This window comes from Paraburkholderia sp., assembly GCF_035501035.1.
Taxonomy (GTDB): domain Bacteria; phylum Pseudomonadota; class Gammaproteobacteria; order Burkholderiales; family Burkholderiaceae; genus Paraburkholderia.
In genome coordinates this window covers 1-19122 of the sequence record NZ_DATJWR010000300.1, presented here as the reverse complement: position 1 = coordinate 19122, position 19122 = coordinate 1, and the positions used below count along the sequence as shown (strand labels likewise).

The window sequence follows — 19122 nt, the reverse complement described above, 5'->3', positions numbered from 1 at the left end:
AGAAGTGCTCCGCACATCATGCGGGCTTTTGGGCGACGGCATGAACGCAGCCGCGAAAGCGGCGTAACGAAGGAAACGACAATGCTGGTTCACGTTCCCAACGTACTGACACCCGAGCAGGTGCGCGCGCTGCGCACGCGGCTCGACCACGCAGGCGAAGCCTGGGTGGATGGCCGCGCCACGGCCGGCTGGTCCGGCGCGCCGGTGAAGCGCAACCAGCAGATCGCCGAGCACACGCCCATTGCGCGCGAGCTGGGCGACGTGGTGCTCGCGGCCATCGAGCGCAATCCGCTTTTCATCAGCGCGGCGCTGCCCAACCAGGTGTATCCGCCGCTTTTCAATCGCTATGAAGGCGGCATGACGTTCGGGAGCCACGTGGACGGCGCGGTGCGCGTGCTGCCCAACGGCGTGAAGTTGCGCACCGATGTCTCCTGCACGCTCTTCCTCTCGTCGCCCGACGAATACGACGGTGGCGAGCTGGTGGTCGAAGACACCTATGGCGTGCAGGAGGTGAAGCTGCCGTTGGGCGACATGATCGTCTATCCGGCCACGAGCCTGCACCAGGTGAGGCCGGTCACGCGCGGCGCGCGCGTGGCGAGCTTTTTCTGGGTGCAGAGCCTCGTGCGCGACGACACGAAACGTGCGCTGCTCTTCGACATGGACACCGCGATCCAGCGCCTGAACGCGAGCGACGCCGACGTAGAGGCGCGGCGCAGCCTCGTAGGCTGCTATCACAATCTTCTGCGACTCTGGAGTGAAACATGAGCTTTCCCGATACTGCCGAGATCGACGCGCCGGCGGCGCGCGTGCCTCTCGACGCCGAGCAGCGTGACGAGCGTGCCAGGCGATCGCGCCGCGCAGCGTTCATCAAGTGGCTGCGCAAGGTCCACGGCTGGTTGGGGTTGTGGGGGGCGGTGCTTGGACTGCTGTTCGGCGCAACCGGTTTCGTGCTCAACCACCGCACTGAACCGCTGCGCATCTCGCCGGGCGCGCCGCAGGTTTCGACGATGCAGCTCGCGATGCCCGACCCCGCGCCCGAAACGCCGCGCGACATGATCAAGTGGTTGCGCTCGCAACCGGATCTCAAGCTGCCCGCGCGCACGGGCCGCATGCAGAAGGAGCCCGAGCGCGAGGTGGCGTGGGGTGACCGGCGCATCGTGCAGCCCGAACGCTGGCAGATGAGTTTCAACTCGCCGGGCGAGAGCGTGACGGTGGAGTACTGGGTGGGCAACGACAAGCTCACCCTCAAGCGCAGCGACAACTCGCTCGTCTCGACGATCACGAACCTGCACAAGGGCGTGGGCATGAGCATTGGCTGGGTGCTGTTCATCGACAGCTTCGCGGGCGCGCTCATTCTGCTTTCGCTCACGGGCGTACTGCTGTGGACGGAACTGAACAAGCGCAAGACGGTGGGCGCCGTGCTGCTGTTCGGCTCGATTGTCGTGGCGGTGTGCGTGGGGCTGGCCTGATCGCCCGTGTTGTAACGACTTGGTGCGCGCGAACGCTGTTGATCGTCGCGCCCGCTGCGCTTCAGTCCTTCACGCCGCGCTTGCGCAGCAGATAGGTGTCCATGATCCATCCGTTCGCTTCGCGCGCCTGTGCGCGCACGCGGGCGATCTCGTCCTTCACGTCTTCCAGGCGCCCCGACATCAGGATCTCGTCGGGCGTGCCCACATAGGCGCCCCAGTAGATGTCGAGCGCTTCGCCCGCAAGCTGGGTGTACGCGTTCTGCGCGTCGAGCATGACCACGGCGCTTTCCACGTCCTGCGGAAAACCGCTTTCGGCGAGCCGCCTTCCCGTCGTGATGCTCACCGGCTTGCCGATGAAATTGAGTGGCACGCGGTGTTTCGCCGCGAGCGCCTGCACGCTGCTGATGCCGGGAATCACTTCGAAGTCGAACGCGAGCCGCCCCTCGGCGAGGATCGCGTCGAGAATGCGGATCGTGCTGTCGTAGAGCGACGGGTCGCCCCATACGAGAAACGCGCCGCATTGGCCATCGGCCAGCTCGCTTTCGATCAGATGCTCGAAGACGCGCTGCTTGTCGCGATTGAGCTCGTCCACGGCGGCCTTGTAGTCGATGCCTTCGTCGCGGCGCCGCTCGGGGCTCGTCGCCTCCACGATGCGGTAATCGTGGTCCTTGATGAAGCGTGCACAGATTTCCTTGCGCAGCGCGACGAGCTTGTCCTTGGCGGGACCCTTGTCCATCACGAAGAACACGTCGGCGGCATTGAGCGCTTCGATGGCCTGCATGGTCAGGTAGTTCGGGTCGCCCGCGCCGATGCCGATGATGAGGATCTTTTTCACGTTGCAATTCCGGAAAGGGAGTCGTCGGGCAGCTCGGTGCCACCGAGTTGCGCGGCGCAATGATAGCGCGAGTTCGCTGCGGCATCGCGCCACGCTTGCGCCCCAGGGCCGCGCGCTGTCGGCATGGGCAATTTTCTTCAATACGTTCGCGGCTCGGATGCTTAGGCTCACGGGTAACGATCGCCAACCGGCGTAGCGAGGAAAACCTTGAGCACTGCCTTGTCGATGGCCGCCTTTGCGCTGGCCACCTCCATTACCCCCGGCCCCGTCAACGTCGTCGCGCTGAGCGCGGGCGCGCGCTATGGGCTGCGCGCGAGCCTGCGCCACGTTACCGGCGCGACGGTCGGCTTTACGCTGCTGTTGCTGCTGGTCGGCCTTGGTATGCACGAGTTACTCGCGCGCTGGCCGTTTCTCACGCGCGCGATCGAATGGGCTGGCGTGGCGTTTCTGCTGTACGTCGCATACCGGCTCGCCGCCGACGACGGCCGGATCGACCCCGAGGGCGCGGCGCGCGGCCCTTCGCTGCTGATCGGGGCGATGATGCAATGGCTCAATCCGAAGGCATGGCTCGCCACGGTGGCGGGAATGGGCGTGTATGCGGCATCCGGCGAGAAAGCGCTCGTCTGGCAGTTCGCCGCGATCTACTTCGTCGTGTGTTATGTGTCGATTGCGTGCTGGGCGTGGGCCGGCACGTCGTTGCGCCAGGCCATGCGCAAACCGTCGCGCGTGCGTTTCATGAATCGCGTGATGGCGCTGCTGCTGGCGGGCAGTGCGATCTGGCTATCGCTTGCCTGAATACGCCAGGCGCGTGAGGAGTGTTCAGCCGCGGTACTGCCCCGGCGTCGCGGCGACGAACTGGCGGAACGTGCGCTGCAGATGCGCCTGATCGGCGAAGCCGGCTTCCGCCGCGACTTCGGCGATGGCGCGCCCGCGGCGCAATTGTGCGCGGCTGAACTCGATGCGCCGGTTCACGACATACGCGTGCGGGGTCATGCCGTACTGCTCGCGAAACGCTCGTATCAAATAGGATGGCGAAAGATCGGCGGCGGCGCAGATCTCTTCGAGCTTGAGCGTGCGCGTGTAGTTGGCGTCGATGAATTCGGCGGCGCGCGTGAGGCGGTCATTGGGCTCGCGCGCCGAGGCCGGCGCGGGGTTGAGCGACTGCTGCAGCTTCGTGAAATACGCCACGATCTCGCTTTCCTTGCGCAAGAGCGTTTCCTGCGGATCGACGATAAGCTCGTACAGTGCGTTGAGACCCGCGAATAGATCGGGCTGCCAGGTCAAGGTCTGTTCGAACGGGCGGAAGCCTTCGTGCGCGCCGAAGCCCAGTTCGTGCTGCAGCTTCGCGAGCCAGTTCGTGTCGAGATAGAACATGCGGTAGGCCCAGGCTTCGTCCGCGGCCGGGTTGCACGCGTGCACGACTTCCGGATTGACGACCACCACCGCGCCCGCGCTCACATGCGCGAGCGTCTCGCCGTTCAGGTAGGTGCTGCGGCCGCCCGTCACTGCGCCGATCGAGAACGTGCTGTGCGCGTGGCGGCCGTAGCGGACCTTGCGGCCGTCGGCAATCGCGCGCACTTCGATGAACGGCAGGGCTGCGTCGCGCCAGAAATAGGGCAGGGCGTCGGGCGTTGCGGGTTGCGGCATGAAGGACCTCGGTGGTATCGCCGCGCGCGTGGCGCGGCGCGAAGGTTGTATCTTAGTACGGGTTTGGGATTTGGTTGGGGGCGCGCGCGGGGCGCGGTTTTTTTTCGCGGTTCTTGTCGTTTTGGCATTTTCTTGTTTTCGTGTCGGTGTGCCAGCGTTGCCCCTGTGCGGGGCGGCACCTACTTTTCTTTGCAGCGGCAAAGAAAAGTAGGCAAAAGAAAGCCGCTCACACCGCCAATGCTTCGCCTTGCACCGCTCGCCCACTCGCGGAGTGGTGCCGGAGCATCTGTCATCACTCGCCTTCAAACGAAGTGACAAAGGGCTCATACCTCCGGCGGCGCTTCGCGCGCCGATGGGCATAACCCAAACCATTGGTGGGCTTCCTTTTTCACGAAAGACTGAACGGTACAACCGGTTTCCCTCGCAGACCCGTCCGCGACGCGCGTAGCGCGCAGCGGGATGAATGAGCGCTTTGTCACTAACGTGAAGGGTGCGAGGTGACAGATGCTCCGGCACCACTCCCAGAAACGGCGGGTGGTGCTATGCGAAGCATTGGCGGTGTGAGCGGCTTTCTTTTGCCTACTTTTCTTTGCCGCTGCAAAGAAAAGTAGGTGCCGCCCCGCACAGGGGCAACGCATGCACACCGACACGAAAACAAGGAAAGGCCAAAACGACAAGAACCGCGACAAAAATCTAAAGACTAGAATCCCTGGAAGCACATGCATAGCGCGAGGCGGCAACCTGACGGAGGCCGTGCTACTCTTGCATGACGAACGCTGCCGATCCTTCCTTATTGCCAGGCACTGCAAATGAACAAAACGAACCCAACAAACCCAAAAATCCGCCCATTGAACGAGCGAGATGCCGACGCCTTTCACGCCATGCGCCTGCAGGCGGCTGAAAACTATCCCGCGGGCATCGTGCCGACTTATGAGGAGGAAGCGCGTTGCACGCGCGTAGAGACCGAAGCGCGCGTGCGCGCCACCGAGTATCAGATCGTGTTCGGCGCATTCGATGGCGACAAGCTCGTCGGCATAACGGGGCTCGCACGCGAGCCGCGCCGCAAGCTCGCGCACAAGGCCCTCATCTGGGGCGTATTCGTCAATCCGGCCTATCGAGGTGCGGGTCTCGCTCGGCAGCTGCTCGAAAGTGCGGTCGCTCACGCGCGCACGCTGGGCCTTGTGCAGGTGCAACTCGTGGTGAGCGTGAAGAATCCACGGGCGCAGGCGCTCTATCGTTCGTTCGGCTTCGTGCGGTATGGCGTCGAACCGCGCGGCCTTTGCATCGACGGCGAGTACGCCGACGACGAACTCATGGTGCTCTTCCTCGACAACCCCGCCGTGCCCGACTAAAGGATCGCCCCAAGTCTTACCTCGCGCGCACCGGCAGCCGGTCGCCGATTTCAGTGATGCCTGGCCTCGCCAGATCGCGTGAAGCCAAGGCAAATCGCACATCTTCATCATTTCGTCATACCTGAGCGTCGATAATCCACCGCGAATAAATTGGCCTCAGTGTCACGAGTCGCGCAGCCATAGCGCGACCGGCACGCGGCAGGCCCGGGGATTTCGACATGACCATTCGTCACCGCATCACGCTACTCATAGTCCTGATGTTCGTCGCGTTGACCGCCATTGGCGGCTACGCGGCCTATCAGGCCCGCCGCAGCGCCACCGAAGTTCGTCAGGTCACCCAGGGCGTCGTGCCGAGCGCGCTCGCATCGTCCGACCTCGTCGCGCTCGTGAAGGACGTGCAGCTCGCCACCATGACGCTCGTCTACGCGCCCGACGCCACCGTCGCCTCGCTCGCGCAAACCGAGCTGAAGGAGAAGGAAGCCGCGCTGCGCGCCGCACTCGACGTGCAGCGCATAGGCGCCGCGAGCCACGCCCAGGAAGGTCTCGTCGCGCAGGCGCAGGAAAGCCTCGCGAACTACTTCTCCGCGATCGACGACACCGCGACGATGAAGGCGAGCGGCAAGAACGAGCTTGCACAGGCCAATCTCTTCGCGAATGTCGCGCAGTACCGCGACGAACTCGAAGGCATCGTCACGACCATGCGCGTGGAAAAGAACCGCCAGAAAGACGATGCGATCCGCACGCTCAACGACACGCTCGACACCACCACGAGCGCCATTGCCGCCGTGACGGGCGGCGCGGTGCTGCTGCTCACGCTGATCGGAACGCTGCTGTACCGCCAGATCACGCGCCCGCTCTCGCGCATGCAGGCCATGATGAGCGAGATCGCGTCGAACCAGGACTTCACGCGCCGCGTGCCGGTGGGCCGCATGGACGAGATCGGACATTCGATCGTTGCCTTCAACGGCATGATCGAGAAGATCCAGCTCAGCTCCGCGCAGCTCAAGCGCAAGACCGCCGACATTCAGGCGATGTTGCAGAACATGCAGCAGGGTATTCTCACGGTGGTGGAAGGCGCGACGATCCACAGCGAATACTCGGCGTATCTCGAGGCGATCTTCGAAACGAACGAGATCGCGGGCCGTCCGCTCATGGACCTCGTGTTCTCGCATACCGATCTCGACGCCGACACGCTCGCGCAGATCGACGCCGCCGTGCACGCCTGCCTTGGCGAGGACGACGTGAACTTCGCGTTCAACCAGCATCTGCTCGTGAACGAAATCACGCGCACGCCGCCCGATGGCCGCGCGAAGGTGCTCGACCTCAGCTGGTCGGCGATCACCGACGAGAACGACGTGGTCGTGCGCCTCATGCTCTGCGTGCGCGACGTGACGGAGCTGCGCGAGCTTGCGGCCGAGGCCGGCGAGCAGAAGCGCCGCCTCGAGATGATCGGCGAAATTCTCGCGGTGAGCGAAGAGAAGTTCCAGCACTTCGTCGAGAGCTCGACGGGCTTCATCCACGAGAACGAGCACATCATTCGCCAGCACGATTGCGCGGACACGGGCGCGATTGCCGCGCTGTTCCGCAACATGCACACGATCAAGGGCAACGCCCGCACGTATAGCCTGCAGCATCTCACGGGTGTCGTGCACGAGGTCGAGCAGCGCTACGACGCGCTGCGCCGCGAAGACGCGAGCCACACGTGGGACCAACAGGCGCTGATCGCCGATCTCGAACGCGTGAAGGCCGCGCTAGAGCACTATTCGAGCATCAACGAGGTGAGCCTCGGGCGTGGTCCGCGTTCGGCCGGCGCGCAGAACACGGACGCACGCCTCACCGTCGGGCGCGAGGCGATCGAAGAGACGCTGCGCATCATCGATCGAACCGACGACAGCGATCTGCAGGCGCTGCGCGCGATGCGTGCCGAACTGCGCAGCACGCTGCGCCTGATCGGCACCGAGCGCGTGGCCGACGCGCTCGCAGGCGTGATCGGGTCGCTGCCTTCGCTCGCCCAGGAACTCGGCAAGGTCGAGCCGGCCGTGCATATCGTGGACAACGGGTGCCGTCTGCGCAGCGAGGCCGTCGGCACCGTGAAGAATGTGTTCATGCACTTGCTGCGCAATTCGCTCGATCACGGCATTGAAATGCCGGCGCAACGCCGCGCGCAGGGCAAGGACGAAGCCGGGCATATCGACATCGAAGTGAACGTGCGCAACGGCGCAATGCAGATGACGCTTGCCGACGACGGCCGCGGTCTCGCGCTCGCGCGCATTCGCGGCATCGCGGTCGAGCGCGGCTGGCTCGAAGCGCATGAAGCGGCCAGCGACGAGACGATCGCCTCGTTCATCTTCCGCCCGGGCTTTTCGACGGCAACGAACGTGACCGAAGTGTCGGGGCGCGGCGTGGGCATGGACGCGGTGCGCGACTTCCTCGAACGCGAGGGCGGCGCAATCGAGCTGCGTTTCACCGACGAGCGCCAGGGCGCCGACTACCGGCACTTCCAGACCATCGTGCGCCTGCCGCTGCAGTGGGCGGTGCAAACGGTGGAAGCAGCGCAGGCAAAACTAGAGGAAGCGCTGGCAAGCTAGCGCATGGCGGGGGTGGCAGTGGTCTTACCGTACTTGATCGAAGGCACGGCGCTTGCCGCGCTGGCAGCAGGCGCGGCCGTCGCGTGGCGCAGGCACGCGCAAGCGCAGGCGCAAGAGGCAGCGCGCGTGCAGGGCGCGACGCACGCCGCCGCGCTCGCACAGGCGCAAGCGCGCCACGTGGCGCAGCAGGAGGAGGCCGCGCACGAACATGAGGCGCTCGTCGCGCAGGTCGAATCGCTGCGCGCCGAACTCGCGCAGCGCAAGTTGGTGGCGGATGCGCTCGAAGCGGCGCTCGCGAGCGAACGCGCCCACCGCGACGACGCCATGCATCATGCCGCGCGCATCGCGAGCGAGGCCTCGCGGCTGAAGCTGATGTCCTCGACGTTCGAGCGCTGGCACGAGCAGATGATCTCGCTGATGGCGCAGAACCACGACATGCACCAGAAGAACCAGGAGCTGTCGTCGATCGTGAGCCACGTGCTGATCGTCTCGCTGAACGCCTCGATCGAAGCGGCGCGCGCGGGCGCGGCGGGGCGCGGGTTCTCGATCGTGGCGGGCGAGGTGCGTGCGCTCGCCACGCGCTCGCAGGAGCTCTCGAAGAGCTATCGCGACAGTCTGAACCGCAACGACCTCATCACGGCCGCGACGTTTCAGGACATTCAGGCAGGCGGCAAGATGATCGCGGCGTCGCTCGCGAGCGTCGAGTCCGCGTCGAACCAGTTGCACACCCAGCTCGAAGCGGCGCGCAGCGGGGCGCACGCATGATCGGCACGCATGCGAAGGACAGTATCGAGCGCATTTTCTTCGCGGCCGCGCGCACGCGGCTCGTGACCGACCAGCAGCATGCCTGTGATATCGCGCCGCGCCCGGGCGTGGCCGCACAGGGCGAGCACCTGGTCGTGCTGACGATCTCGTCGATGCAGTTCCGCCTGCTGCTGCTCCTGCACTTCGAAGACGACGAGCGCACGCGGCGCTACTACGTGGGCGATGCGGCACGCACGCTCACCGAATGCTTCATGGAGTTCGGCAACCTGTGCTGTGGCGCGATGAACCAGCAACTGGTCGAGCATTTCCCCGATCTGGGCATGTCGACACCCTATGCGCTCAGCAGTGGATGCCTGCCGTATCTGCGTGAATTGAAGCCGGATTCTGTGCAGTCCTACGCGATTACGATCGATCGGGAAGTGCGGATCGGCGCGACGCTATGCGTGTGCACGCAAACGCCGCTGGATTTCGTCGCGAGCCTCGCGGCCATCGAGGCGCACGACAGCGCGGGCGAACTCGAATTGTTTTGAGCGCGCATGGCGCGTGGGTATGAAATCAGGCAGGCGAAAGCAGAGAAGGGAAACATGAACGCGAACAAGCCAGTCAGCAAGCTGTTGCTGCTGGAAAGCAATACGGCGCGCGCCGATGCGATTGCGCAAATCGGCGCCGCGCATGATTGCGCGTGCGTGCCGGTGCGGCGCGAAGCGCTTTCGGCGGCGCTGAAGGCGCACTACGATCTGGGAGGCGTGCTGCTGGGCGAGGACTTCGGCGGTTCGCGCGAAGCCGCGGCGGCCGTGGCGGTGGCGCTCGAAGCGGAGCGTCCCGAACTGCCTGTCGTGCTGCGGCGCGCAGCACACGAGAGCGGCGGCGATCTGCCCGAGCCCTTGCGTCGCGTGCCTTGCGCGAGCTGGCTGGAAGGCGACGAGCAATCGCTGCTCGCGGCGCTCGGTGCGAACGTGTTCTCGCACGACTATCCGGACCCGCTCGTGGACGGCATCACCGACATGACACTCGGGCGCCTGCGCGGGCTCTTTCCCCAACTGGAGGTGAACTGGGACACGCCGGGCATCGTGCGCGACCGCATCCTCTTCGGCGAAGTGCTCACGCTGATTCCGATCGAGACCGCGTGGTGCCGTGGCTGGCTCCTCATGCAGACCGAAGAGGCGCCGCTGATCGAGTTGCTGCCGCCGCGCGCGGGTCGCGACGAGGCCAGCGACTTTCGTGACGTGAACGGCGTGCTGGCGGAGCTCACGAATCTCGTGTGGGGCGCGTTCCGCAATCGCTATCTGGGCAACGCGCGCGCGGCCGGCGAAGCGGGTTGGGGACGCGCGCAGGTGCAGGTGCCGCTGCTCATCAACCATCGGCGGCGTTATCTGTCGTTTGGCTCCGACAATCCGCAACTGTGCATCAAGTACCGGCTCACGTGCGCGGACACGGGCCGCGAGGTGGTCATCGACCAGCGTTTCGTGTTCAGCCTCGGCTGGTCGCGCGAAGGGTTCGACGAGACGGCCGCACAGGCCGCAGCCGCCGCCGAAGAAGAAGAACAGGCGAGCGGCGAACTCGAATTATTTTGATCAAGGACGCGCCGCACATGGCGCGAAGGACAAGGACAACATGGCGAAAATTCTGGTGGTGGACGATTCGAGCACGGTGCGCGACGAAGTGGCGGGCTTTCTGCGCAAGAACGGTCTGGACGTGGACACGGCGGTGGACGGCAAGGACGGCCTCGCGAAGCTGCGCTCGAACCCCGGCGTGAAGCTCGTGGTGAGCGACGTGAACATGCCGAACATGGACGGCCTCACGATGGTCGAGAAGATCCGCAGCGAGCTTGCGAATACGGCCGTAAACGTCGTGATGCTGACCACCGAGAGCAGCCCCGCAATGAAGGAGCGCGGCAAGGCGGCGGGTGTGCGCGGCTGGATCGTGAAGCCTTTCAAGGGCGAAGCCGTTCTCGAAACGTTTCGAAAGCTGGCGGGCTAGAGCCGGCGCGATCTTGCCTTCGAAATATTTCCCCCGCTTACGATCTGTTACAGCGACGATGGCGCAACGCCGTCTGCGCTGCACGGTGCGTTACAGCGCTAATAAAGTCCAATAGTGCGCCGTTGTCGCACGCGCACCACCCTGCTTGAATACGCCGCTCAACGGGTGAAGCGGGCGGCGCGATGGGCGAGCGGGATGGCAATGACGAAGCGGCGATCGCGCAGTGCGTGGCGCAAGCGCTGGGCGAGCAGCCGCAGGGGCTGGAACGACAGGTGCTCGCGCATAGCGGCAACGCGGTGTACCGCGCGCGCATGGCCGGGGGACGCTCTCTGGCGGTGCGCGTGAGCCCGCAAGCGCAAACGTTCTCGCATACCCGCTCGAATCTCGCCACGCTGCGCGGCCTCGGCTTGCCGGTGCAGGCAGTGCTCGCGCAGGGCGTTACGCCCTCGGGCGGGGAGTTCGTGGTGCTCGACTGGCTGCCTGGCCGCGATATCTACTATGCCTTTTCGACACTCAGCGATACGCAGTCCGAACGGATTGCGGAGGCGGTGACCGCGTTCCAGCGCCGTGTGACGGAGCGGCTGCCAGCGCCACCGGAAGGCGGCTTCGGCTGGGCTGCGATCGGCGAGCGCGCACCCCAGGCGCGCTGGACCGAAATCTTTGGTGCGCCCATACCGCAGGCGCAGCTCGCCGAGATGCTCGCGCGCGTGGACGCCACGCCGCTCGAACGCTTTCGCGCGCGCCTCGGCCTTGCGCGGGCTTCGCTGGAGGACTATTTCGACACGCTGCGCCCGGTCTGCTTCCTCGACGACCTCACCATCAAGAACGTGCTGGTGGACAACGGCGAACTGAGCGGCCTGATCGACCTCGATACGGTTTGCTATGGCGATCCGCTGCTTGTGCTGGGCGCGACGCTCGCGCATATCGATAGCGAGGTGGGCGAACATGGCCGCGCCTACGCGAGAGCGCTGTTGCACCACTGGTCGCCGGAGGGCGTGCAGCGGCGCGCGACGGGTTTCTATGCGTGCCTGTGGATCATCGGCTTTCTGACGCTAGCGCTGGAGCAGGGCAACGCGGCGCGCGTGCGCTGGCTCGTGCCGATTCTGAACCAGTTCCTGAACGTAGCGGAGGGACGCTGAGCCGCGACGCGCGCACTCAGGCCGCGATGGCCGCTTCACCCGCGCCGTTATCCGCCGTCGATCTTGCCGGGCTCAACAGCACCGGAATCGACTTCGACGTGGGCGTGCCCGCGCCATCGGCGACTGAGGAGAGCGGCACGAGCGGATTCGTCTCGGGGTAGTACGCGCCGAGGCAGCCGCGCGGAATGTCGTATTCCACGAGCAGGAAGTCCTCGACGTGGCGCTTGATGCCGTCATCCCACACGCTCGTGATGTCCACATGCTGGCCAGGCTCGAAGCCGAGCATCGTCATGTCCTCGCGGTTCGCGAACAGGACGCGGCGCAGGCCATATACACCACGATAGCGGTCGTCGAGACCGTATATCGTTGTGTTGTACTGATCGTGTGAGCGTGTCGTCATGAGCGTCATGAGACGCTTGCCGTGTTCGGCGCGCGCGCGGTGGATCGGCGTGTCGAGCGCGATGGCATGCACGACGAACTGCGCCTTGCCGCTGGGCGTCTTCCATACGCGCTCGCGCGAGGCGACGCCCAGGTGGAAGCCGCCCGGATGCTTCAGGCGCTCGTTGTAGTTCTCGAATCCGTCGAACACCTGCTCGATGCCGTCGCGAATCTTTGCGTAGTCGGCGGCGAGGCCAAGCCAGTCCACCTTCGCGCTGCCGAGCGTGGCGTGCGCCATGCGCGCGACGATCGCGATCTCCGAAAGCAGGTTCGGGGAAGCGGGCCGGTTCATGCCGTATGAAATGTGGACCATGCTCATCGAGTCCTCGACGCTCACGCCCTGCGGTACGCCATTCTGCAAGTCGATTTCGGTGCGGCCGAGCGTGGGCAGGATCAGCGCGTCGCGGCCGTGCACCAGATGGCTGCGGTTGAGCTTCGTCGTCACGTGCACCGTGAGCGCGCACGCGCGCATCGCTTCCCACGTGCGCGGCGTGTCGGGCGTGGCGATAGAGAAGTTGCCGCCTAGGCCAATGAACACCTTCACGCGCCCTTCCAGCATGGCGTGGATCGTTTCGACCACGTCGTATCCGTGCTCGCGCGGCGGTTCGAAGTCGAAGGCCTTGCCGAGGCGGTCCAGAAACGCCTGCGTGGGCTTTTCCTCGATACCCACAGTGCGGTCGCCCTGCACGTTCGAGTGGCCGCGCACAGGGCACAGGCCCGCGCCGCGCCGGCCAATGTTCCCGCGCATCATCATGAGGTTGGAGAGCAACTGGATCGTCGCCAACGAATTCTTGTGCTGCGTGAGCCCCATGCCCCAGGTCGCGATGACGGCGCGACCTTTCACGTAGATATCGGCGAGCTTGAGCACGTCCTCCATCGGCACGCCCGCTTCGGCCAGGATCGTGTCCCACGATTCGGCGCGCAGGTCGGCGGCGAAAGCCTCGAAGCCCACGCAATGCCCGGCGATGAAATCGACGTCGAGCACGCGCTCCGTGCCGGTGGCGAGCGCTTCGTCATCGAGGTCGATCACGCGCTTGGCCACGCCCTTCAGGAGTGCGAAGTCGCCGCCCACGCGCGGGCGGATAAACACGGAGCTGATCTGCACGCCGACAGGCGAGAGCATGTCGAGCGTGTGCTGCGGGCTCGCGAAACGCTCGAGGCCGCGCTCCTTGAGCGGATTGATCGAGACGATGGTCGCGCCGCGCTTCGCGCATTCGCGCAGCTCGCCGAGCATGCGCGGATGGTTCGTCGCCGGGTTCTGGCCGAAGATCAGCAGGGTGTCGGCGTGCTCGAAGTCGTCGAGCGTGACCGTGCCCTTGCCGATGCCCACCGTGCCCGGCAACCCGCGGCTCGTGGCCTCGTGGCACATGTTCGAGCAGTCGGGGAAGTTGTTCGTGCCGTACATGCGCACGAACAGCTGGTAGAGGAACGCGGCTTCGTTGCTCGCGCGTCCCGAGGTGTAGAACGCGGCGCGGTTCGGGTCGTCCAGCGCGTTCAGGTGCTTCGCGATCAGCCTGAACGCGTCGTTCCATTCGATCGGCACGTAGCGATCCTGCGTCGCGTCGTAGACGAGCGGATCGGTGAGGCGGCCGTGCTGTTCGAGCTCGTAGTCCGATTGCGCCATCAGCTCGCTCACGGTGTGCGCCTCGAAGAACTGCGGCGTCACACGCTTGCTGGTCGCCTCCGCCGCCACGGCCTTCACGCCGTTCTCGCAGAACTCGAAGGTCGAGGCGTGCTCGCGGTCGGGCCACGCGCAGCCGGGGCAGTCGAAGCCGTCGGGCTGGTTCTGCTTGAGCAGCGTGCGGTAGTTGCCGCCCGTCACCTTTTCCTTGATGAGGTTGATGGCGACCTGTTTGAGCGCACCCCAGCCGGCGGCGGGGTGATGATACGGCTCGATGCGACCTTGCGGCTTCTTCATGATGCGGTTGGCTTTTCATCTGGCGTGGGCGGTTCGCCCCGATGAGCCAAGGCTACTGTGTTCCTGTGCTCCCGGAGATCACAGAAAAACTGAAAGGCAAGGGGTACAGTTGCGGCGTTTTGTCATAGACTTGGCGGAATCGATCCGCCGCCGCGGCATTTCTCCTTTCGCCTTCCTTTTACGTGACCCGCTACGAGCAACTCGCCGACGATATCGAAGCCGCCGTGCGGCGCGGCGTGTTCGGTCCCGGCGAGCGCGTCCTCTCGGTGCGGCGCGCGAGCCAGCAGTACGGCGTGAGCATCAAGACGGTGCTGCACGCGTATGCGCTGTTGGAGAGCCGCAGCGTGATCGAGTCGCGGCCGCAGTCGGGGTACTTCGTGCGAGCGCGCGCGGGCGCGCGCGACGCAGGCGGCGCGAACGGCGCGAACGACGCTGCGCGCACGCAAGGCAAGCCGGGCGCGCAGTCAGCGTCCGCCGGCAAGCCGCGCCGCGCGAGTGCGCCGAAGCAGCCGGTCGCGGCCAATGTCGACGTGAGCCGCCTCGTGCTCGCCACGCTGCGCAGCATCGGCGCGCAGGACGCGGTGCCGCTCGGCTCGCCGTACCCGGACCCGGCCCTCTTCCCCTGGCGGCGCATCAACCAGTACGCTAACGCGATCGCACGCCGCCACGCGAGCTGGAGCCTGATCGACGACCTGCCGCCCGGCAACCCCGAGCTGATCCGCCAGATCGCGCGGCGCTACGCGGAGAACGGCGTCAGCGTCGATCCCGAAGAGATCGTCATCACCGTGGGCGCGACCGAGGCGATCAACCTGAGCCTGCAGGCCGTGGCGAAGCCGGGCGACACGGTGGCCGTGGAGTCGCCCACCTACTACGCGATGCTGCACGCCATCGAGCGCCTCGGCATGCGCGCCATCGAAGTGAGCACGCACGCGCATACGGGCATCGACCTCGACGCCCTCGCGCGCGTACTCGCGCGCCAGAAGGTGGCCGCCTGCATGGTGATGCCGAACTTCCAGAATCCGCTCGGTTTTCGCATGCCCGACGCGCACAAGGCGCGGCTCGTCGCGCTCGCCGAGGCGCACGACCTGCCGTTGATCGAAAACGACGTCTATCAGGAGCTGTATTTCGGGCAAACGCGGCCCTCCACGCTCAAGCAGTTCGACACGCGTGGTCTCGTGCTGCATTGCGCGTCGTTTTCGAAGAGCCTTTCGGCGTCGTACCGCATCGGTTGGGCGCTGCCGGGGCGTTATCGCGCGCAGGTCGAGAAGCTCAAGTTCCTCAATACGCTCACCACGCCCTCGGTGCCCCAGGTCGCGCTTGCGGACTATCTGCGCCACGATGGCTACGATCGGCACCTGCGCCGCGTGCGGCGCTTCTATCGCCAGCAGGCGCGGCTCATGCGCGCGATGGTCGAGCGCTTCTTTCCGGTGGGCACGCGCACCTCGGAGCCGCAGGGCGGCTACGTGCTGTGGGTGGAGCTGCCGCCGCGCGTCGATTCGATGCGGCTCTACCAGGCGGCGCTCGCGCAGGGCATCACCATCGGGCCTGGCTACATGTTCTCGATGCGCAACGAGTACCACCACTACATCCGGCTGAACTACAGCTACCCATGGACCGCGCAGACCGAAGCCGCGCTGAAGACGCTCGGCGAACTGGTCGCGACGATGGCATGAGGAGACAGACGATGAACGCAGATGAAAACCGCGACGACGATGATGATGACGCAGCCGGCGAAGGCGTCGACCCGGCGCTGGTGGCCGTGCTCGAACAGCTTTGGCGCGCGGAGTGCGAAGCCCGCGAAGCTCGCGAATCGCACGAATCGCTTGAATCGCTTGAATCGCGCGAGCGGCCGGCGCGCGCCTGGTCGCTCGCGAAGCTCTCGAAGCAGGCCGGCGTGCCGATGAGCGCATTGCGCAGACAATTGACGGCGCTCGTGGACAGCGGCCTCGTCGTGACGACCCAGTCCGAGAACGGCACCGGCACGGCGAGTCTGTCCGACGAAGGGCGCACCTTCTGCGCCGAGGTATTCGGCACGGGGACGCCCGAAACCCTTTAAGCTACGCGAACCTCATTGACGCGAACGACCATGGACTACATCGACAGCCTGCGGATCTTCCGCTCCGTCGTCGAGGCGCGCAGCTTCACGCGCGCAGCGGACATGCACAGCCTGACCACGCCCGTCGTTTCGCGGGCGATCGCGCGGCTCGAAAAGCGCCTCGGCAACCGGCTCTTTCATCGCAGCACGCGTGCGGTGTCGCTCACCGAGGCGGCCGAGCGTTTCTACGAGGGCTGCTGCCGGGTGCTCGACGACCTCGACGCCCTGGAGGCCGCCGCCACCGATCAAACGCGCGAAGCCAACGGCGTGCTGCGCCTCGTCGCGCACACCACGGCGACCGTCAACCGGCTCGTGCCGCTCATTGCCAGCTTCAAGCGCGCGCACCCCAAGGTGACGCTCGACGTGATCCTCACCGAGCGCCCCGTCGACCTCATCGCGGACGGCTACGACCTGGGCCTCGTGCTGCCGTTCATGCTGAACAACGACTCGACCGTCACGCGCCTGCTCGAGCGCATTCCGCTCGCGCTCGTCACGACGCCCGCCTATCTCGCGGCGCATTCCACGCCGAAGCATCCCGCCGATCTCGCCGCGCACGCGTTCGTGCCGATGCCGCCCTCTATGCGCAAGCCTTCGCTTGCCTTTCGCGTGGGCGCCGAGGAAATCGTGGTGCCGCTGCACCACGAGATCGCCTCCAACAACCCCGAGTTCAACCGTGCGATGGTGCTTGAAGGCTTCGGCATCGGCATACTGCCCACTGCGCTCGTGCGCGACGAACTCAAGGCGGGTACACTCGTGACCCTGCTCGATGACTACCCGATCGTCGACATGCAGATCGAGATCCGCCTTGCGTACACCACGCGCACGCTGCTGCCCGCGAAGGTGCGCGCGTTCATCGACCACGCCACCACGTTCTTCGACGGCGTGACGCATGAAGCGCCCGCTACATTGGCTGTCGGGTGAAACGCGCAAGAAGGGGATTGTTGTCGGCGCGTCCATAATCTACTGTCGCGCTTGCGTCTTGATCGGGGCCCGCTTGCCAGCTAATCTGTGCATATGCACATCGAAGCCGAACCAGCGGGTGTCGAGCAGAACCCGGCGCCGAATTCCGACCAGTCTCCCGAGCACGACGACTGTTTTGCCGTGCGCCAGGCCGCGCGGCACCTGTCGCAGCTTTACGAGCGCCACCTGAGCGCGGCCGGGCTCACGCCCACGCAGTTCAGCATTCTCGGTGCGCTCGGCCGGGCGTCGAGCCTCACGATGGCGGAGCTTGCGCGCTCGATGGTGATGGAGCGCACGACGCTCGTACGGGCCTTGCGGCCGCTCCTGCGCGGCGCCCTGATCGCCGACGCGCAGCACGGCGACGAGCGCCGCCGGCGCCTCGCGCTCACGCGGGAAGGCCGCGCGCGGCTGCATGCGGCGCACGTGCATTGGCGCGCGGCGCAGGACGAATTCGAGCGCCGCTTCGGGGCGCAGCGCGCGGCGTGGCTGCGCCGCGAGTTGTTCCGGATCACACGGGCTGTCTAGTTTTTTTGCGGGTTGCGTCGCGCTTTGCCCTGTCGCGGCGTTTTTTTCATCTTGAGTAGTGCATATGCACAGGTAAACATCATGTCGAGTCCTTCCACTCCTGTTGCGGGCGAGCCGGTGCAAGCCAGCGAGCGCAAGCGCATATCGCGCATGCGCCTCGCACTCGGCGCTGTCGCGCTCGTGCTGGCTGCGGCCGCCGGCTACTGGTTCTTCGTGCTGCGCTTCGTCGAGACCACCGACGACGCCTACGTGGGCGGCAACGTCACCGTCATGGCGCCGCGCGTGAGCGGCTTCGTCTCCGACATTCCCGTGCAGGACAACCAGCGCGTGAAAGCCGGGCAAGTGCTGCTGCGGCTCGACTCGCGCGACTACGACGCGAAGCTCGCCCAGGCGAATGCCGAACTTCAGGGCGCGCGCGCCGCGGTCGAGGAACTGCAGGCGCGCCGCACGTTGCAGGAGGCGGTGATCAACCAGAACCAGGCGCAGGTGCGGGCCTCGAACGCCGAGCTCACGCGCAGCGGCCGGGATGAGACGCGCTACCGCGAGCTGGTGAAGGACGACGCGGTGTCGAACCAGCTCGTCGAGCGCGCGGACGCGGATTACGCGAAAGCCCAGGCGTCGGTCGCGCAAAGCGGCGCGGCGGTGCTGGCCGCGCAGCGCCAGCTGGACGTGCTCGCCGCGCAGATCAACGACGCGCAGGCGCGTGTCGCCACCGCTGCGGCGAACCAGCGTCTCGCGCAATTGAACGTCGAATACACGACGCTGACGGCACCCGTGGACGGCTACATCGGCAATCGCACGGCGCGCGTGGGCACGCTGGCTAACGTGGGTGCGCCGCTCCTCACCGTGGTGCCGGCCACGGGCTTGTGGGTGGATGCCAACTTCAAGGAAGACCAGTTGAAGAAGATGCACGCGGGCGACCGCGCCGACGTCACGCTCGACGCCGCGAGCGGCACGCTGCGCGGCACCGTGGAGAGCCTCGCGCCCGCCACGGGCGCGACCTTCAGCGTGCTGCCGCCCGAGAACGCCACGGGCAACTTCACGAAGATCGTGCAGCGCGTGCCGGTGCGCATTCGTCTGGATGTGCCCAAGGGCATGGAAGGCGCCCTGCGGCCGGGCCTCTCCGCGACCGTGAAGGTCCATCTCGCCGACGCGGACTGAAGGAGCCACCGCGATGAACGCCACCTCAAGCGCCGAAGCGCATCTCGCTCCGCATCTGCAGCCGATGGCGCAACGCGCGTTCGCATTCGCGCTGATGTGCATCGGCTTTTTCATGGCCACGCTCGACATCCAGATCGTCGCTTCCTCGCTGCGCGACATCGGCGGCGGTCTTTCCGCGAGCCAGGACGAGCTCTCGTGGGTGCAGACGGCCTACCTGATCGCCGAGATCATGGTGATTCCGATGTCGGGC

18 protein-coding genes and 1 pseudogene are annotated in these 19122 nt (G+C 65.9%); 16 read left to right on the top strand and 3 right to left on the bottom strand.

The window, feature by feature from the left end:
• Positions 1-81: 81 nt before the first annotated feature.
• Both VMJ11_RS22175 and VMJ11_RS22170 read left to right on the top strand, forming a co-directional pair.
• Positions 82-765, top strand: coding sequence for a Fe2+-dependent dioxygenase (locus VMJ11_RS22175; protein ID WP_325621791.1), 684 nt, complete (start codon positions 82-84; stop codon positions 763-765).
• On the top strand, positions 762-1469 hold the full coding sequence (locus VMJ11_RS22170; RefSeq protein WP_325621789.1) for a PepSY-associated TM helix domain-containing protein: 708 nt from the start codon (positions 762-764) through the stop codon (positions 1467-1469). Before VMJ11_RS22175 ends, VMJ11_RS22170 begins: the two co-directional genes overlap by 4 nt.
• A 61-nt stretch (positions 1470-1530) precedes the next feature.
• On the opposite strand, the gene cobF is transcribed toward VMJ11_RS22170, so the two are convergent.
• Positions 1531-2304 (bottom strand): precorrin-6A synthase (deacetylating), encoded by a 774-nt coding sequence (gene cobF / locus VMJ11_RS22165; protein ID WP_325621787.1) that lies wholly within the window; start codon positions 2302-2304, stop codon positions 1531-1533.
• 207 nt (positions 2305-2511) lie between these two features.
• Between cobF and VMJ11_RS22160 the strand changes: the two genes are divergently transcribed.
• A complete protein-coding gene (locus VMJ11_RS22160; protein WP_325621785.1) occupies positions 2512-3099 on the top strand; it encodes a LysE family translocator in 588 nt (195 codons plus the stop codon).
• Positions 3100-3123: 24 nt separating this feature from the next.
• On the opposite strand, the gene VMJ11_RS22155 is transcribed toward VMJ11_RS22160, so the two are convergent.
• Positions 3124-3951: an AraC family transcriptional regulator gene (locus tag VMJ11_RS22155; protein ID WP_325621783.1), complete on the bottom strand. Its 828-nt coding sequence runs from the start codon at positions 3949-3951 to the stop codon at positions 3124-3126.
• Positions 3952-4760: 809 nt separating this feature from the next.
• On the opposite strand from VMJ11_RS22155, the gene VMJ11_RS22150 reads away from it, so the two are divergent.
• The 7 genes from VMJ11_RS22150 (at position 4761) to VMJ11_RS22120 (ending at position 11775) form a co-directional block, all read left to right on the top strand.
• Positions 4761-5303: a GNAT family N-acetyltransferase gene (locus VMJ11_RS22150; protein WP_325621781.1), complete on the top strand. Its 543-nt coding sequence runs from the start codon at positions 4761-4763 to the stop codon at positions 5301-5303.
• 218 nt (positions 5304-5521) lie between these two features.
• On the top strand, positions 5522-7891 hold the full coding sequence (locus VMJ11_RS22145) for a HAMP domain-containing protein (RefSeq protein WP_325621779.1): 2370 nt from the start codon (positions 5522-5524) through the stop codon (positions 7889-7891).
• A gap of 3 nt (positions 7892-7894) precedes the next feature.
• Positions 7895-8656: a methyl-accepting chemotaxis protein gene (locus VMJ11_RS22140; protein WP_414694450.1), complete on the top strand. Its 762-nt coding sequence runs from the start codon at positions 7895-7897 to the stop codon at positions 8654-8656.
• Positions 8653-9186, top strand: a complete 534-nt coding sequence (locus tag VMJ11_RS22135) for a hypothetical protein (protein ID WP_325621778.1) — start codon at positions 8653-8655, stop codon at positions 9184-9186. Before VMJ11_RS22140 ends, VMJ11_RS22135 begins: the two co-directional genes overlap by 4 nt.
• Positions 9187-9240: 54 nt before the next feature.
• Positions 9241-10230 (top strand): chemotaxis protein CheX, encoded by a 990-nt coding sequence (locus VMJ11_RS22130; protein ID WP_325621776.1) that lies wholly within the window; start codon positions 9241-9243, stop codon positions 10228-10230.
• 40 nt (positions 10231-10270) lie between these two features.
• Entirely contained in the window at positions 10271-10636 is a 366-nt protein-coding gene (locus tag VMJ11_RS22125) for a response regulator (RefSeq protein WP_028209901.1), read from the top strand.
• Between the two features lie 182 nt (positions 10637-10818).
• On the top strand, positions 10819-11775 hold the full coding sequence (locus tag VMJ11_RS22120; RefSeq protein ID WP_325621774.1) for a phosphotransferase family protein: 957 nt from the start codon (positions 10819-10821) through the stop codon (positions 11773-11775).
• 16 nt (positions 11776-11791) lie between these two features.
• Here VMJ11_RS22120 and VMJ11_RS22115 read toward each other — a convergent pair whose 3' ends face one another.
• Positions 11792-14131: an FdhF/YdeP family oxidoreductase gene (locus VMJ11_RS22115; RefSeq protein WP_325621772.1), complete on the bottom strand. Its 2340-nt coding sequence runs from the start codon at positions 14129-14131 to the stop codon at positions 11792-11794.
• Between the two features lie 182 nt (positions 14132-14313).
• Between VMJ11_RS22115 and VMJ11_RS22110 the strand changes: the two genes are divergently transcribed.
• The 6 genes and pseudogenes from VMJ11_RS22110 to VMJ11_RS22085 all read left to right on the top strand — a co-directional run.
• Positions 14314-15804 carry a PLP-dependent aminotransferase family protein gene (locus tag VMJ11_RS22110; RefSeq protein WP_325621771.1) on the top strand — a complete coding sequence of 497 codons (1491 nt, stop codon included), beginning with the start codon at positions 14314-14316 and terminating at the stop codon, positions 15802-15804.
• 11 nt (positions 15805-15815) lie between these two features.
• Positions 15816-16187, top strand: coding sequence for an ArsR family transcriptional regulator (locus VMJ11_RS22105; RefSeq protein ID WP_325621769.1), 372 nt, complete (start codon positions 15816-15818; stop codon positions 16185-16187).
• A 30-nt stretch (positions 16188-16217) separates the two neighbouring features.
• Positions 16218-17147 carry a LysR family transcriptional regulator gene (locus VMJ11_RS22100; protein ID WP_325621767.1) on the top strand — a complete coding sequence of 310 codons (930 nt, stop codon included), beginning with the start codon at positions 16218-16220 and terminating at the stop codon, positions 17145-17147.
• Between the two features lie 93 nt (positions 17148-17240).
• Positions 17241-17711 (top strand): MarR family winged helix-turn-helix transcriptional regulator, encoded by a 471-nt coding sequence (locus VMJ11_RS22095; protein WP_325621765.1) that lies wholly within the window; start codon positions 17241-17243, stop codon positions 17709-17711.
• A gap of 81 nt (positions 17712-17792) precedes the next feature.
• Positions 17793-18872 (top strand): HlyD family secretion protein, encoded by a 1080-nt coding sequence (locus VMJ11_RS22090; protein WP_325621763.1) that lies wholly within the window; start codon positions 17793-17795, stop codon positions 18870-18872.
• Between the two features lie 64 nt (positions 18873-18936).
• Positions 18937-19122 (top strand): annotated as a pseudogene (locus VMJ11_RS22085) (EmrB/QacA family drug resistance transporter); the annotation flags it as partial.

Excerpts from the sequence above, each read along its gene's own strand:
- VMJ11_RS22145 (WP_325621779.1), top strand. The coding sequence starts at position 5,522 with ATGACCATTCGTCACCGCATCACGCTACTCATAGTCCTGATGTTCGTC.
- VMJ11_RS22135 (WP_325621778.1), top strand. The coding sequence starts at position 8,653 with ATGATCGGCACGCATGCGAAGGACAGTATCGAGCGCATTTTCTTCGCG.
- VMJ11_RS22155 (WP_325621783.1), bottom strand. The coding sequence starts at position 3,951 with ATGCCGCAACCCGCAACGCCCGACGCCCTGCCCTATTTCTGGCGCGAC.
- VMJ11_RS22150 (WP_325621781.1), top strand. The coding sequence starts at position 4,761 with ATGAACAAAACGAACCCAACAAACCCAAAAATCCGCCCATTGAACGAG.
- VMJ11_RS22130 (WP_325621776.1), top strand. The coding sequence starts at position 9,241 with ATGAACGCGAACAAGCCAGTCAGCAAGCTGTTGCTGCTGGAAAGCAAT.
- VMJ11_RS22170 (WP_325621789.1), top strand. The coding sequence starts at position 762 with ATGAGCTTTCCCGATACTGCCGAGATCGACGCGCCGGCGGCGCGCGTG.
- VMJ11_RS22140 (WP_414694450.1), top strand. The coding sequence starts at position 7,895 with ATGGCGGGGGTGGCAGTGGTCTTACCGTACTTGATCGAAGGCACGGCG.
- VMJ11_RS22120 (WP_325621774.1), top strand. The coding sequence starts at position 10,819 with ATGGGCGAGCGGGATGGCAATGACGAAGCGGCGATCGCGCAGTGCGTG.
- VMJ11_RS22105 (WP_325621769.1), top strand. The coding sequence starts at position 15,816 with ATGAACGCAGATGAAAACCGCGACGACGATGATGATGACGCAGCCGGC.
- VMJ11_RS22095 (WP_325621765.1), top strand. The coding sequence starts at position 17,241 with ATGCACATCGAAGCCGAACCAGCGGGTGTCGAGCAGAACCCGGCGCCG.
- VMJ11_RS22115 (WP_325621772.1), bottom strand. The coding sequence starts at position 14,131 with ATGAAGAAGCCGCAAGGTCGCATCGAGCCGTATCATCACCCCGCCGCC.
- VMJ11_RS22100 (WP_325621767.1), top strand. The coding sequence starts at position 16,218 with ATGGACTACATCGACAGCCTGCGGATCTTCCGCTCCGTCGTCGAGGCG.
- VMJ11_RS22125 (WP_028209901.1), top strand. The coding sequence starts at position 10,271 with ATGGCGAAAATTCTGGTGGTGGACGATTCGAGCACGGTGCGCGACGAA.
- VMJ11_RS22090 (WP_325621763.1), top strand. The coding sequence starts at position 17,793 with ATGTCGAGTCCTTCCACTCCTGTTGCGGGCGAGCCGGTGCAAGCCAGC.
- VMJ11_RS22175 (WP_325621791.1), top strand. The coding sequence starts at position 82 with ATGCTGGTTCACGTTCCCAACGTACTGACACCCGAGCAGGTGCGCGCG.